At 72.0% G+C, this 14102-nt stretch carries 12 protein-coding genes and 1 pseudogene; 10 read left to right on the top strand and 3 right to left on the bottom strand.

Going from position 1 to position 14102, the window contains the following annotated elements:
• The first annotated feature begins 88 nt into the window (after positions 1-88).
• Positions 89-781, top strand: a complete 693-nt coding sequence (locus Drose_RS18710; protein ID WP_260729464.1) for a dienelactone hydrolase family protein — start codon at positions 89-91, stop codon at positions 779-781.
• Positions 782-1004: 223 nt separating this feature from the next.
• Here Drose_RS18710 and Drose_RS18705 read toward each other — a convergent pair whose 3' ends face one another.
• On the bottom strand, positions 1005-1877 hold the full coding sequence (locus Drose_RS18705; RefSeq protein WP_260729463.1) for an SGNH/GDSL hydrolase family protein: 873 nt from the start codon (positions 1875-1877) through the stop codon (positions 1005-1007).
• Between the two features lie 457 nt (positions 1878-2334).
• On the opposite strand from Drose_RS18705, the gene Drose_RS18700 reads away from it, so the two are divergent.
• Both Drose_RS18700 and Drose_RS18695 read left to right on the top strand, forming a co-directional pair.
• Positions 2335-2763, top strand: coding sequence for a hypothetical protein (locus tag Drose_RS18700; protein ID WP_260729462.1), 429 nt, complete (start codon positions 2335-2337; stop codon positions 2761-2763).
• Entirely contained in the window at positions 2760-3929 is a 1170-nt protein-coding gene (locus Drose_RS18695; protein WP_260729461.1) for a zinc-dependent alcohol dehydrogenase, read from the top strand. The genes Drose_RS18700 and Drose_RS18695 overlap by 4 nt, the downstream gene beginning before the upstream one ends.
• 21 nt (positions 3930-3950) lie before the next feature.
• Here the strand turns inward: Drose_RS18695 and Drose_RS18690 are convergent.
• Positions 3951-4070: pseudogene (locus Drose_RS18690) on the bottom strand (DUF5709 domain-containing protein); the annotation flags it as partial.
• 326 nt (positions 4071-4396) lie between these two features.
• Between Drose_RS18690 and ctaD the strand changes: the two are divergent.
• From ctaD to Drose_RS18675, 3 genes are all read left to right on the top strand, one after another.
• Entirely contained in the window at positions 4397-6136 is a 1740-nt protein-coding gene (gene ctaD / locus Drose_RS18685; protein WP_390891445.1) for an aa3-type cytochrome oxidase subunit I, read from the top strand.
• On the top strand, positions 6126-6551 hold the full coding sequence (locus Drose_RS18680; RefSeq protein WP_260729459.1) for a cytochrome c oxidase subunit 4: 426 nt from the start codon (positions 6126-6128) through the stop codon (positions 6549-6551). Before ctaD ends, Drose_RS18680 begins: the two co-directional genes overlap by 11 nt.
• 414 nt (positions 6552-6965) lie before the next feature.
• Positions 6966-7178: a hypothetical protein gene (locus Drose_RS18675; RefSeq protein WP_260729458.1), complete on the top strand. Its 213-nt coding sequence runs from the start codon at positions 6966-6968 to the stop codon at positions 7176-7178.
• Positions 7179-7190: 12 nt separating this feature from the next.
• Here Drose_RS18675 and Drose_RS18670 read toward each other — a convergent pair whose 3' ends face one another.
• A complete protein-coding gene (locus tag Drose_RS18670; protein WP_260729457.1) occupies positions 7191-8165 on the bottom strand; it encodes an AraC family transcriptional regulator in 975 nt (324 codons plus the stop codon).
• Between the two features lie 228 nt (positions 8166-8393).
• Between Drose_RS18670 and Drose_RS18665 the strand changes: the two genes are divergently transcribed.
• The 4 genes from Drose_RS18665 to dnaK all read left to right on the top strand — a co-directional run bounded on the left by Drose_RS18665 (position 8394) and on the right by dnaK (position 14100).
• Positions 8394-10310, top strand: coding sequence for a glycoside hydrolase family 15 protein (locus Drose_RS18665; RefSeq protein WP_260729456.1), 1917 nt, complete (start codon positions 8394-8396; stop codon positions 10308-10310).
• Between the two features lie 157 nt (positions 10311-10467).
• Positions 10468-11178 carry an Hsp20/alpha crystallin family protein gene (locus Drose_RS18660; RefSeq protein WP_260729455.1) on the top strand — a complete coding sequence of 237 codons (711 nt, stop codon included), beginning with the start codon at positions 10468-10470 and terminating at the stop codon, positions 11176-11178.
• Positions 11179-11491: 313 nt separating this feature from the next.
• The gene (locus tag Drose_RS18655) at positions 11492-12049 is read left to right on the top strand and encodes a general stress protein (protein ID WP_260729454.1); all 558 of its coding nucleotides are present in this window, start codon (positions 11492-11494) and stop codon (positions 12047-12049) included.
• Between the two features lie 152 nt (positions 12050-12201).
• Positions 12202-14100 carry a molecular chaperone DnaK gene (gene dnaK, locus Drose_RS18650; protein ID WP_260729453.1) on the top strand — a complete coding sequence of 633 codons (1899 nt, stop codon included), beginning with the start codon at positions 12202-12204 and terminating at the stop codon, positions 14098-14100.
• Positions 14101-14102 lie beyond the last annotated feature (2 nt).

Here is a 14102-nt window from a genome sequence, read left to right as displayed (position 1 = left end):
TGGCGCCGCCACGGACGGTCACCGCCCGAGGGTTACCCGGCCACCGACCGGGAACCTGGTGCGGAGGCGGCCGAGGAAGGGAGGAGCCGTGCCCTACCCCACCCCGACCCGCGTCGACGCGGCCGGCGTACGCCTGGACGCGGACGTCGTGGTCCCGCCGGACGCACGCGGCCTCGTCGCGTTCGCCCACGGCAGCGGCAGTTCGCGGCAGAGCCCGCGCAACCGGATGGTGGCCGGCCGCCTCAACGGGGTGGGCCTCGCCACCGTGCTGACCGACCTGCTCACGCCCGCGGAGGACGCCCACGGCGGGGACCTGCGCTTCGACGTCGGCCTGCTCGGCCGGCGGCTACGCGCCGTGGTCGACTGGGCCGGCACCCAGCCGGACCTGGCCGCGCTGCCGCTCGGGCTGTTCGGCGCGAGCACGGGCGCCGCGGCGGCGCTGCTGGCGGCGGCGGGCCGTCCCGATCGGGTGCGTGCCGTGGTGTCCCGCGGTGGCCGGCCCGACCTTGCGGGCGAGGCGGCCCGCTCGGTGACCGCGCCGACGCTGCTCGTCGTCGGCGCGCTGGACACCCCGGTGCTGGCACTGAACAAGGCGGTCGCGCCGCGGTTCGGCGGCCCGGTCGCCGTCCACGTCGTGCCGGGCGCCACCCACCTGTTCGCCGAGCCCGGCACGCTGGAGGCCGTGGTCGGCGCGGCGGCGGAGTGGTTCGACCGGTACCTCACCGACGGCGATCTCACGCTCGACGGATATCTCCCGGCCGGTGGCGGCTCCGGCCGATAGGCCGCCGGCGGCCGCACCGTGCCGGCCCCGGCCGGCCGAGCACGGCGGACGCGCACCATCCATCTCGGCACCGCCGTGGCCGCCCTGGCGGCGGACGTGGCCCCGGCCGGGCCGAGGCCCGCGCCGGAACCCCCGGGACATGCGGAGACCGGCATCCACGGGGGAAGATGCCGGTCTCGCGGATCACTGTACGACTTTCGGGCCGGAAGTACCAGACCCTTCTTCAGAGGCGGGCGGTGACGGCGTCCGCCATCCCCCGCTCGCCGTCGGCGTTGGGGTGGAACGGCGCCGCCGGGTTCTCGGGCACCGAACCCTCGACCCAGCGGACACTCTTGCCGCGGCACACGTCGTGGCCGATCGACGGGGTGTAGGCGTCGGCGTAGCGGGCACCGTTGGCCGCGGCGGTCCGCGCGAGCATGCTGTTGAGCGACTTCGTCACGCCGCGCAGGTACGGCACGTCGCCGAACGCGAACGGCACGGTGGGCCAGCAGCCGTAGCCGCTGTCGGGCACGATCGCCGGATAGCCGACCACGACGACCTGGGCGTTCGGCGCCTTGGCACGGACGGCCTGGATCACGGCGGCGATCTTCGGCGCGGTGGCGGCGATGCGCGCCTGCAACTGATCGCTGCCGCCGGCGGTGTACCGGTCCTTGCACGGCGTGCCGGACGGGTTGCCGACGCCGTCCTGCGCGCAGGCGCTGACGATGCCGGAGAAGCCGATGTCGTTGCCGCCGATGCCGATGGTGACCAGGGCGGTGGCGGCGGTGACGGCGGCGATCTGGGCGGGCACCGCCAGCCCGAGGTTGCCGGCACCGGGGTTGAGGATGTCGCCGGTGGTGGCGCCGCCGCAACTGACGTCGACCAGCGCGGCGGAGCCGATCGCCCGGGCGACCAGCGACGGGTAGTTGCGGTCGGAGCGGGCGCAGTTGAGGTCGACCTGGTCGGGGACGAGGGGCGCGGAGGTGTACGAGTCGCCGAGCGCGACGTACCGCCCGGTGGGAGCGGCGGCGTGCGCGGCTCCGGGCGTGGCGAGGACGGTTCCGGTGACGACGACGGTGACGGCGAGCGCGCGGAGGCGCGGCGGGACGAGGTTCATCGACGGTCCCTCTGGCGGAAGGGCTGGTTCGGGGATGGTGATTCTGCCAACTAAAACGACATCCGTCAATGCCTCGCCGACCCCGCCACCACCGTGACCGCCACACCCGCCGCCGCTCGTACACCGGGTGCGCCGGTGCGGTGGGCGGGAGCAGGAGCACGTCACCCGCTCCGGGTCGCCGCTCGACCCCGGGCGAGCCGTGGCGGGAGGGGGAGCACCGCCCAGGGACCGGAGGCGGACGTCTCCGGCCCGCTGCCCGCGATCGGCGACCGGTCCGCGACGCCGGACGGCGGGCGGCACGGAGTAGTCGCGGGGGCACCGGCGGCCGGCGGCGTTTGCCCCGCGGGCCGCTGGGCAGGCTCGCCCGGAGTCCAGCCATCCGCCGGCGGTGTCCGGCGCCGACCACTGTGAGGCAACCGTGAAGCCACCTGTCAGGCAGAGGATCATGAAGCGCAACATGAACCGAAGAGTCGTGGGCGCCGCCGCGGTCGTCGCGGCAGGCGCCGGGGCCGGGGTCGCCATCGGCCGGGCCGTGCGCGGCCCCGACGGCCGCGTCCGTACCGACCGCTGGCACTGCGTCACCATCAACCGCGCACCGCAGGATCTCGGCGCGAAGCCTCCCCCGCTGGACGAGTTGCCCTTCCCGGTCGACATCCAGATCCGCCCCGCGCCGGCCGGCCGTGGCACCGAGCTCGCGGTGCGGCTGGCCCGGCCCGGGGGCCGCGACGCGGTCCGCCGGCTGCGGCGGGTCCTCCGCGAGGCCCGGTCGATCGCCGAGGTCGGCGAGGTGCTGCTGCCGGACACGCCGGGGACGGCGCGGCCGACCGCCATCTCGAAGCCGCTGGCGTACGCGACGCGGCACGGACGAGAGGAGGGCCGGCTGTGAAGGCGCTGTGCTGGGAGGGCGTGAACAAGGTCGCCGTGGAGAACGTACCGGATCCGCAGATCCGCAACAGCGGCGACGTGATCGTGAAGGTGCTCCGGAGCGTCACCTGCGGGTCCGACCTGCACCTGCTCGGCGGCTACATCCCGTTCATGCGGCAGGGTGACGTGATCGGCCACGAGTTCCTCGGTGAGGTCGTCGAGGTCGGCCCGGACGTGCGCAACCACTCCGTCGGCGACCGGGTCGTGGTCTCGTCGTTCATCGCGTGCGGCAAGTGCTGGCACTGCCGGCGCGAGGAGTACTCGCTGTGCGACAACGGCAACACCAACCCGGACATCACCGAGACCCTGTGGGGCCAGGCGGTCGGCGGCTGCTACGGCTACTCGCACGCGATGGGCGGCTTCGCCGGCAGCCACGCCGAGTACACCCGTGTGCCGTTCGCGGACGTCGGCGCGTTCACCGTCCCCGAGTCGGTGAGCAACGAGCGGGCCCTGTTCGCGTCGGACGCGGGGCCGACCGGCTGGATGGGTGCCGACCTCGGCGGCGTCAAGCCGGGTGACGTGGTCGCCGTGTGGGGCGCCGGCGCCGTCGGTCAGATGGCCGCCCGGGCCGCGACGCTGCTCGGCGCCGACCGGGTCATCTGCATCGACAAGTACGACTACCGGCTCGTAATGGCGGAGCGCTACGTCGGCGCGGAGACGCTCAACTTCGAGCGGACCGACGTCGGCGCCGAGCTGCTGGAGCGCAGCGGCGGCCGCGGCCCGGACGTGTGCATCGAGGCGGTTGGCATGGAGGCCGACGCCGACGGCGCACAGCACGTCTACGACAAGGTCAAGCAGCAGCTACGGCTGGAGACCGACCGCGCGGCAGCGGTCCGGTCGGCGATCTACAACTGCCGCAAGGGCGGCAGCGTGTTCATCCTCGGCGTCTTCGCCGGCGTGGTCGACAAGTTCCCGCTCGGGGCGATGATGAACAAGGGCCTCACGGTGCGCGGGGCGCAGATGTATGGCCAGCGGTACACCCCGATGCTGCTGGAGCGCATGGCCCGCGGCGAACTGGTGACCGAGCACCTCGCCACGCACACCATGTCGCTCGACGACGGGTCGCAGGGGTACCGCATGTTCAAGGAGAAGCTGGACGACTGCGTCCGAACGGTGTTCGTGCCGTAGCACCGGCCCCGGAGGGGGCGGTCATCGCCCGGGCACCTCGTGGACCGCCGCCTCCTCCGCGGTCGGCACACCGCCGGCCGACCCCGCGTCGTAGGCGATCATGTCCTTCTCGGTGCCCTCGTCCGGCTCGACGAGCCTGCCGGTGGCACCGCCGCGGCCACCCGGACGCCCGCCGCACGGCAGCGGGCTTCCGGAAGGCATGCCCCGCGACCGGTGTTTGGCCGCCGCGGCGCCGGGAAGTGCGCCTGGCACGGATCACCGAATGTCGTGAAACGGGGAGATGACGAGCGTTGTCCGGTTCCGAGCCACCGTCGCCACCGCCGAACGGGCCCCCGGACGAGCGGCCGCCGGAGAGGCCGCCGCCGGAATTGCCGAAGCCGCCGCCCGAGAGCGGCGCCCGGCACATCGAGGTGCCCTCGTCCCACCGGTACCGCCGGCCCCGCGCGCCGCGGCGGCCGGGCGAGCCCATGCGGGTCGCCGAGGCCAGGACCGGCACCGTCGTGATCGAGCCGACCACAGCCCGGCAGCGTGTGCCGCTCGTGCGGCCCGAGGTGCCGGGCAACACGTTCACCCGGCTGCTGCGCACGACCGACGCCAAAGAGATCGGCATCCTGTACCTCGTCTCCTCCTTCGCGTTCTTCATCGTCGGCGGCTTCATGGCCCTGCTCATACGGGCCGAACTGGCCCGGCCGGGGCTGCAGTTCCTGTCGACCGAGCAGTACAACCAGCTCTTCACCGCGCACGGCACGATCATGCTGCTGCTGTTCGCGACGCCGCTGGTCTTCGGCTTCGCCAACTACATCGTGCCGCTGCAGCTCGGCGCGGCCGACGTCGCGTTCCCCCGCCTCAACGCCGTGTCGTACTGGCTGTACCTCTTCGGCGGCACGCTCGTCGTGGCCGGCTTCGCCACCCCCGGCGGCGCGGCGGACTTCGGGTGGACCGGCTACACGCCGCTGAGCACCATGCAGAACAGCCCGGGCATCGGCGGGGACCTGTGGGCCATGGGCCTGGTCATCTCCGGGCTCGGGACGATCCTCGGCGCCGTCAACATGATCACCACGATCATCACGCTGCGGGCACCCGGCATGACGATGTTCCGGATGCCGATCTTCACCTGGAACATCCTGCTCACCGCGATGATGGTCATCCTGGTCTTCCCCGTGCTCGCCGCCGCCCTGCTGGTGCTCGAGGCCCAGCGCAAGCTCGGGGCGACGGTCTACGACCCGGCCCACGGCGGGCCCATCATCTGGCAGCACCTCTTCTGGTTCTTCGGCCATCCCGAGGTGTACATCGTGGCGCTGCCGTTCTTCGGGATCGTCTCCGAGGTCATCCCGGTGTTCAGCCGCAAGCCGATCTTCGGCTACAAGGGCCTCGTCGCGGCCACCATCGCCATCACCGTCCTGTCGATGAGCGTCTGGGCGCACCACATGTTCGCGACCGGGCAGGTCCTACTGCCGTTCTTCTCGTTCCTGAGCTTCCTCATCGCCGTGCCGACCGGGATCAAGTTCTTCAACTGGATCGGCACGATGGCCAAGGGCCAGCTCACGTTCGAGACGCCGATGCTGTTCTCGATCGGCTTCCTCGTCACGTTCCTGTTCGGCGGCCTGTCCGGGGTGATCCTGGCCAGTCCCCCGCTGGACTTCCACGTCACCGACACCTACTTCGTCGTCGCCCACTTCCACTACGTGCTGTTCGGCACGATCGTCTTCTCCGCGTTCGCCGGGGTGTACTTCTGGTTCCCGAAGATCACCGGCCGGATGCTCGACGACCGCCTCGGCAAGCTGCACTTCTGGCTGACGTTCGTCGGCTTCCACACCACCTTCCTGATCCAGCACTGGCTCGGCACCCGCGGGATGCCCCGCCGCTACGCCGACTACCTGCCCACGGACGGGTTCACCACCTGGAACACGATCTCGACCATCGGCGCGTTCATCCTCGGCGCCTCGGCGCTGCCGTTCCTCTGGAACGTCTGGAAGTCCTACCGGTTCGGCCGTGTCGTGGCGGTCGACGACCCGTGGGGCTTCGGCAACTCCCTCGAGTGGGCCACAAGCTGCCCGCCGCCGCGGCACAACTTCACCGCGATGCCCCGGATCCGCTCGGAGCGGCCGGCGTTCGACTTCAAGTACGGCAAGCAGCTCGCCGACATCGGCCGTGACCGCCCGCAGCGCGAGGTCCGTTCCGCTCAGGAGCTGCACGATGAGGGCTGAGACCAAGCTCTTCGCCCTCGTCGGCGGGCTGCTCGTCGTCATCACGGGCGCGTACGCGTACCTGACCCACGCCCTCAGCGGTTCCGTGGAACGCACCGGCACGGTGGCGCTCGGGCTGTCCTGCGTGCTGTGCGGCATGAGCGGCGGGTACTTCTGGCTCATCTCCCGGCGCATCCCGCCGCGGCCCGAGGACCGGGAGGACGCCGACATCGCCGACGCCGCGGGAGAGGTTGGCTTCTTCAGCCCCGCGTCGTACTGGCCGCTCGGCATCGGCCTGGGCGCCGCGACGGCCGCGCTCGGCGTCGCACTCTGGCAGCTCTGGATCGCCGCCGCCGGCATCGTCGGCGTCGTCGCGGCGAGCGCGGCAATGCTGTTCGAGTACTACACCGGGGCGAACCGGGGCGCCGAACACTAGGCCGGCCGCCGCCGGCCTGCACCTGCAGGAGCCCGCTTCGTCCGGCGGCGGCCGGCGGGTGCGGCGGTGGTGTCCGCGTCCTTCCGCGTTCTGCGGACAGATCTCGGCGCGGTGCGGATCGCGCTCGACTACCCGGCGTGCTTACGCTCTCACGGACCGAGGAACCCCCGTACGGCGGCCGGGCCGCCCGTGAGCTCACCCCCCGACGCTCGCGGGACGTCGCCGGCGAGCCGTGGCCGGTCCCCGGCCGGCCCGCGTCACGGTGGACTGTCGCCACGGTGCCCACCGACGACGCGGGCCGGCCAGGACGGGGCGACCGGACCAGCCGGCGGGCCGACGGGACCGGCACGACCGGCGGAGCTGATCGGAGTTGATCGGAGTTGATCGGAGCCGATGGAGCCGATGGAGCCGCCCGTGCCACACACGACCGCAGTCCGGCTCCAGGTCGCCCAGCTCCTCGCCACGCTGGAACAGGCGTCGACGGTGCTCGCCGGTGAGCCACGCGCCGACCCGGACCGGCTCGCCGCGGAGCTGGACACGATCCTCCGGCGCGCGTACGACGCCGCCACGCACATCGCCGCCTATCTCGACGAACGGTCGCGCGCGGCGACGGAGCCCGGCTCGTAGCACCCGCCGGGCTCAGCCGCGGTGCAACGTGGCCGACGGCGGCTCGCCGAAGGTCCTGCGGTAGGCCGCCGCGAACCGGCCCAGGTGGGCGAAGCCCCACCGGTGCGCCACCTCCGCCACCGTGCAGCCGTACGGATCGGCGGCGCGCAGTTCCTCGTGGACCCGCGCCATCCGCGCCTCGCGCAGCATGACCAGCGGCGGGACCCCGACGTGCCGGCGGAACCCCTCCTGCAACGCACGCACGCTGACGCCCGCGACGGCGGCCAGCTCGGCGACCGTGAACGAGCGCGCCGGGTCGTCGCGGATCGCGTCGACCGCCCGCCGCACGGTGCGCGGCAGGCACGGCACACCGGGCTCGGCCAGTTCGGCCAGGTAGCGGTGGCCCACCGCGTACAGCAGGCCGCGCACCGCTTCACGGCCGAGCCGTTCGGCGAACGCCGGGCGGGACAGCAGGCCGTCCTCGTTGTGGATGTCGTCGGCCAGCAACCGCATCAGACGCAGCCAGGTCAGCCCGGCGCCGCGGCTGACGTCGAGGCTGGGCGCCAGCTCCAGCGGGCCGCGGACCGGCCGGCCGAGCAGCGACTCCAGCTCGGCGTGCAGCGCCAGCCGGTCGAGCTTGACGCACATGACCCGGGTCCCCGCGTTCCACCGCTCCAGCAGAACCTCGCCCTTCGGGCCGAAGACCGCGCCCAGGTGCGAATCCGCCCTGATCTGGACGCCCCGGTACACCGACTGCAGGGCGCCGAACAGCGGGACGTTGACGTGGTACGCCGTCTCGAGGTTCGGCTGGCTCATCCGGATCGCCGCGCCGTACTCCAGGTCGGCCAGCGTGACGGGCCCGGCCACGAGCGCGTCGAACGTGCACGACAGCCGCGCCTCGGTCTTCAGCGGCTCCAGCGTCACCGGGTAGAAATACGTGTGGCAGAGCGCCCTTGCCTCCTCGACACCCCACACCCGCTCCGACAACCGCTGCGCCACGTCGTCCACCGGGGAATCCTGTTCACAACTGGTGCACGACCGCAAGTCGAGGTGAGGGTGAGGCCGACTCACCCCGGCAACGGGCAGCGTCGACCAGAGCGATGCCCGAAGCCGAGCGAGCGTCGCGGGCACGCCGATGGCTGACGTGACCACGCGATGCTCCCGCCCACGACCGCCGCGACCGGGTGCCGGCGAGCGGACGCGGGTGGAGGGCCGGCACGCCGAGGAGGGTGAGCGATGTCCGCACCGAGCACGCCGATACCGGTATCGCCGGTGTCGCCCTTCCCGCCGATCGAATCGTACGGCTTCCTCTCCGACTGCGAGACGACCGCGCTCGTCGCGCCCAGCGGCAACGTGGAGTGGCTCTGCCTGCCGCGGATCGACTCGCCGAGTGTCTTCGGCGCGATTCTCGACCGGGGCGCGGGCCGGTTCCGGGTCGGGCCGGCCGACGTCATGGTACCCGCGGCCCGGCGGTACCTCCCCGGCACGATGGTCCTGGAGACGAGCTGGGGCACGCGGACCGGCTGGCTCATCGTGCGGGATGTGCTGCTCATGGGTCCGTGGCACCACGACGACGAGCGATCGCACACGCACCGCCGCGCGCCGACGGACTACGACGCCGAGCACGTGCTGCTGCGCACCATCCGGTGCGTCAACGGCGAGGTGCAGCTCACGATGGACTGCGACCCGATGTTCGACTACGGACGGCTGGCCGGGCACTGGGAGTACACCGACTCCGGCTACCATCAGGGCCTCTGCCGGGCCGATGACGTCGACATCGAACTGCGCCTCACCACCGACCTGCGGATCGGTTTCGAGGGCAACCGGGCGATCGCGCGGACACTGCTCAAAGACGGCGACACCCGCTACTGCGCGCTGTCGTGGACCGTCCACGAGCCGCCGCACGACTTCGCCGAGGCGTATTCCCGGCTGGTGTGGACCGCGCACCACTGGCAGCATTGGCTGGCCCGGGGCACGTTCCCGGACCACCCGTTCCGGGGACACCTGGAGCGCAGCGCGCTGACCCTCAAGGGCCTGACGTTCGCCCCGACCGGCGCGCTCGCCGCGGCGGCCACGACCTCGCTGCCGGAGACGCCGGGCGGCACGCGCAACTGGGACTACCGGTTCTCCTGGATCCGGGACTCCACGTTCACGCTGTGGGCGCTCTACACGCTCGGGTTCAACTGGGAGGCCGACGACTTCCGCCGGTTCGTCAACGAGATCACCAGCCGCTACGTCGACCTCCAGGTCATGTACGGGGTCGGCGGCGAACGCGACCTCACCGAGCACACGCTGGACCACCTTCAGGGCTACGAGGGCGCCGGACCGGTCCGGATCGGCAACGACGCGTTCAGCCATCGGCAGCACGACGTGTGGGGCGCCGTGCTCGACTCGGTGTCGCTGCACGCGAAGACCCGCGACCGGTTCGACGAGCGGATGTGGCCGATCCTGGTCCACCAGGTCGAGAGCGCCGCGAAGCACTGGCGCGAGCCGGACCGCGGCATCTGGGAGGTCCGCGGCGAGCCGCGGCACTTCACCTCGTCCAAGGTCATGTGCTGGGTGGCGCTGGACCGGGGCGTGCGGCTGGCCCGGCTGCGCGACGATCGGCAGCTCGCCGAGCGGTGGCGGGCGATCGCGAACGAGATCCACGCCGACGTCTGCGAGCACGGTACCGACGAGCGCGGCGTCTTCACCCAGTACTACGGCACCGACACGCTGGACGCCTCGGTGCTGCTGGTGCCGCTGGTCCGGTTCCTACCGCCGGACGATCCGCGGGTCCGGGCGACCGTGCTGGCCATCGCCGACGAGCTCACCGTCAACGACCTGGTGCTGCGGTACCGCCCGGAGGACACGGACGACGGCGTCGACGGCCACGAGGGCACGTTCACCGTCTGCTCGTTCTGGCTGGTGTCGGCGCTCATCGAGATCGGCGAGGTCGAGCGCGCCCGCCGGCTGTGCTGCAAGCTGCTGTCGTTCGCCGGGCCGCTGGGGCTCTACGCCGAGGAACTCGACGCCGACAGCGGCCGGCACCTGGGCAACTTCCCGCAGGCGCTGACCCACCTGTCGCTCATCAACGCGGTGTTCCACGTGATCCGCGCCGAGGAGGAGTACGCCGAGAAGTTCGGCAGGGTGCAGCCCTGCTCCATGCCGTGATCGCAGGCCACGGGGACAGTGTCCGGCGGCCGTGTCGGACTTCATCCCCGCCAGGGGAAACACATTTGCCCGTCCCGGCCGAGGCTGAGAAGTGATCCACCCGCGGAAACCGGCTCCGTACCAAGAGCGTTCGGATCGAGAAGGGAACCGATCAGTCATGACACTCGCACCCTTCACCTCCCGACGGTGGCGTGGCGGCGGCGGCCAGCTCACTCCCCTGTACCGCTGGGACCCGCTGCGGGAGATGGGCGACATCAACAACCGGTTCGGGCAACTGATGCAGGCGCTCCTGACCGACCCCACCGCGATCGGCGGGATGTCGCCGCTGGCGGTCCCGGTGGACATCGAGGAGACCGAGAACGCGTACATCGTCGAGATCGACGTGCCGAACGTCGACCCGCAGGACATCAACCTCGAGATGCGCGGTGAGGAGCTGCGGATCTCGGGCACTTTCCAGGAGCGGGAGCGCAACGGGATAGTCCGGCGCCAGAACCGCCAGCGGGGTGACTTCGAGTACCTCATCGACCTGCCGAGCGACGTCGACCCAGGCCGGGTCGAGGCGACCTGCAGCAACGGTGTCCTGACGGTCGACATCGGCAAGACGCAGGAGGCACAGCCGCGCCGGATCGAGATCCAGCGTCAGCAGGGCCAGCAGGGCCAGCAGGGCCAGCAGGGCCAGCAGGGCCAGCAGGGCCAGCAGGGCCAGCAGGGCCAGCAGGGCCAGCAGGGCCAGCAGAGCCAGCAGGGCCAGCAGAGCCAGCAGGGCCAGCAGAGCCAGCAGGGCCAGCAGGGCCAGCAGGGCCAGCAGAGCCAGCAAGGTCAGCAAGGCCAGCAGAGCCAGCAGAGCGGAGGCGGCGGCCGGCGCTGACCACGACACCGGCGCGCCCGGCGGCAGCCGCCGGCGCTGCCACCGGAGGCGGCGGCCCGCTGTTCACCACCGGCCCCGCACAGCGGTTCGACCCTGCCGACCGCATCGGCAGGGTCGCCCACCGGGAGGCCGCGCCGCACCGGGCCCTGCCCGAACAGCCTTCGTCTCACCCTCTTCGGATGGCGCCGTCACCCGTGTCCGAAGAAGGCTCGAAGAAGGCTCGGAGGAGAACTCGAGAAGCGGCAAGCGGAGCGCGGTGGACCACCGCATCGTCGTTGGTTGACCTTCACGGGAACAGAGGAGGGTTGTCGCCATGACCAATCCGGCCGACGCCGGTATACCGCGAGAGAGCAACTCGATGCCGTTCACCCGCGGCGGCGGGCCCGTCACCCCGGACCGCGCCGCCGGCCGGGACATCGGTGCGCCGGAGCGGCCGATGATGACGATCGCCACCTATCCCAACTACCTCGAGGCCCAGCGGGCGGTGGACCGCCTGTCCGACGCCAAGTTCCCGGTCGACCGGGTCACCATCGTCGGCACGGACGTACGCCTGGTGGAGCGGGTGCTGGGCCGGATGACGATCGGCCGCGCGGCGCTCGCCGGCGCCGGCAGCGGCGGATGGTTCGGCCTGCTGGTCGGCGTGCTGCTCGGCATCTTCGCCGTCGGCGCGTGGTGGCAGGTCGTGGTCTTCGCCGTCGTCGCCGGCCTGCTGTGGGGTGCCGCGTTCGGCGCGATCGCCCACGCGATGACCGGCGGCCAGCGGGACTTCAAGTCGGCCAGCAACCTCCAGGCGTCCACGTACTCGCTCATGATCGACGCCGAGTACGCCGGCCAGGCGCGGCAGATCCTCGGCGAGACGGCGGCGGGCTGACGACGGCGTTGTCCCGCACGGCCTCGCCGCGCCGTCGCGGGGGAACGCCGCGGCCGGCCGCCCCACCGGCGCCGCTGGCCCCCGACCACGGAACTGCTGAACTTCGCGGGCCGCGGGCCCGCACCAACCGACAGGCGAGAGGAGACCCGCTCATGGCGAGGGCTGTGGGGATCGACCTGGGCACGACGAACTCGGTGATCGCCGCGTACGAAGGTGGTCAACCGACCGTGATTCCGAACGCGGAGGGGAGCCGGACGACGCCGTCGGTGGTGGCCTACACCGAGACCGGCGAGCGCCTCGTGGGGCAGTTGGCCAGGCGGCAGGCGGTGCTCAACCCGAAGGGGACGATCTACTCGGCGAAGCGGTTCGTCGGCCGCAAGTACGAGGAGGCCGGCGAGGAGATCAAGACGGTCACCTACGACGTCGCCCCCGGGCCCGAGGGCACGGTCCGCTTCAAGGTCCGCGGCAAGCTGATCTCGCCGGAGGAGGTGTCGGCGCAGGTCCTGCGCAAGCTCGCCGACGACGCGGCGAAGCACCTCGGCGAGAAGGTCACCGAGGCGGTCGTCACCGTCCCGGCGTACTTCAACGACGCCCAGCGGCAGGCGACCAAGGACGCCGGCCGCATCGCCGGCCTGGAGGTGCTGCGGATCATCAACGAGCCGACCGCGGCCGCGCTCGCCTACGGGCTCGACAAGGCCGGCCACGAGACGGTGCTGGTGTTCGACCTCGGTGGCGGCACGTTCGACGTGAGCATCCTCGACGTCGGCGACGGCGTCGTGGAGGTGCGGGCCACCGCCGGCGACACGCACCTGGGCGGCGACAACTTCGACCACCGGCTGGTCGACCACCTCGCCGGCGAGTTCAAGCGCGAGAACGGCATCGACCTGCGCAAGGACCCGCAGGCGCTGCAGCGGCTCACCGAGGCCGCCGAGCGCGCGAAGATCGAGCTGTCGTCGGTGACCCAGACGCAGGTCAACCTGCCGTTCATCACCGCCGACGCGACGGGGCCGAAGCACCTGACGGCGACGGTCACGCGGGCCAGGTTCGAGGAGCTGACCCACGACCTGCTGGAGCGGACGATGGGTCCGGTGCGGCAGGCGATGAGCGACGCGAAGATCAGCGTCGAGGACCTCGACGAGGTCATCCTCGTCGGCGGCGCGACCCGCATGCCGGCCGTCCAGGCCCTCGTGCGGCGGCTCACCGGCGGCAAGGAACCGAACATGACGGTCAACCCCGACGAGGTGGTCGCGCTCGGCGCGGCGATCCAGGCGGGGGTGCTCAAGGGCGAGGTGCAGGACGTCGTCCTGCTCGACGTCACGCCGCTGTCGCTCGGCGTCGAGACGCTCGGCGGCCTGATGACGAAGGTGATCGACCGCAACACGACCATTCCGACCCGCCGCAGCGAGGTGTTCTCCACGGCGGAGGACAACCAGCCGGCCGTCGACGTGGTGGTGCTGCAGGGCGAGCGGGAACGCGCCGCCGACAACCGGGTGCTGGGCCGCATGCGGCTGGAGAACATCCGACCGGCACCGCGCGGTATGCCGCAGATCGAGGTCACCTACGACATCGACGCCAACGGCATCCTGAACGTCTCCGCGCGGGACAAGGACACCAACGCCGAGCAGAAGATCACCATCACCGAGAGCGGCACGCTGGACAAGGCCGACGTCGAGCGGCTCCTCCGCGAGGCGGAGCAGCACCGGGCCGAGGACCAGCGGATGCGCGAGGAGGTCGACGCCCGCAACTCGCTGGACAGCATGGCCTACCAGGTCGAGCGCCAACTGAGCGAACTGGGCGACCAGGTGCCGGAGCACGACCGGGCACGCGCGAACATGCTCCTCGACGAGGCCCGGCAGGCCGTGCGCGACCAGGCACCGCTGGACCAGGCCCGCCGGCTCACCGGAGATCTGCAGCAGATGTTGTACGCGCTGAGCGCCCGTCCGGCGGAAGCCAGGACCGGGCAACCCGGCGGTGGCCAGGAGCAGCCCGCCGGCGCGCGACCGGACGGCGGCGGCGACGACGTCATCGACGCCGACTTCAGCACGGGCTGAGC

Origin of the sequence: Dactylosporangium roseum (assembly GCF_025264685.1) — a bacterium.
Classification (GTDB): Bacteria; Actinomycetota; Actinomycetes; order Mycobacteriales; family Micromonosporaceae; genus Dactylosporangium; species Dactylosporangium roseum.
The sequence above is the reverse complement of the archived record's forward strand: the minus strand, read 5'-3'. Positions and strand labels throughout refer to the sequence as shown.

Excerpts from the sequence above, each read along its gene's own strand:
- ctaD (WP_390891445.1), top strand. The coding sequence starts at position 4,397 with ATGCGGGTCGCCGAGGCCAGGACCGGCACCGTCGTGATCGAGCCGACC.
- Drose_RS18660 (WP_260729455.1), top strand. The coding sequence starts at position 10,468 with ATGACACTCGCACCCTTCACCTCCCGACGGTGGCGTGGCGGCGGCGGC.
- Drose_RS18665 (WP_260729456.1), top strand. The coding sequence starts at position 8,394 with ATGTCCGCACCGAGCACGCCGATACCGGTATCGCCGGTGTCGCCCTTC.
- dnaK (WP_260729453.1), top strand. The coding sequence starts at position 12,202 with ATGGCGAGGGCTGTGGGGATCGACCTGGGCACGACGAACTCGGTGATC.
- Drose_RS18705 (WP_260729463.1), bottom strand. The coding sequence starts at position 1,877 with ATGAACCTCGTCCCGCCGCGCCTCCGCGCGCTCGCCGTCACCGTCGTC.
- Drose_RS18700 (WP_260729462.1), top strand. The coding sequence starts at position 2,335 with ATGAACCGAAGAGTCGTGGGCGCCGCCGCGGTCGTCGCGGCAGGCGCC.
- Drose_RS18680 (WP_260729459.1), top strand. The coding sequence starts at position 6,126 with ATGAGGGCTGAGACCAAGCTCTTCGCCCTCGTCGGCGGGCTGCTCGTC.
- Drose_RS18655 (WP_260729454.1), top strand. The coding sequence starts at position 11,492 with ATGACCAATCCGGCCGACGCCGGTATACCGCGAGAGAGCAACTCGATG.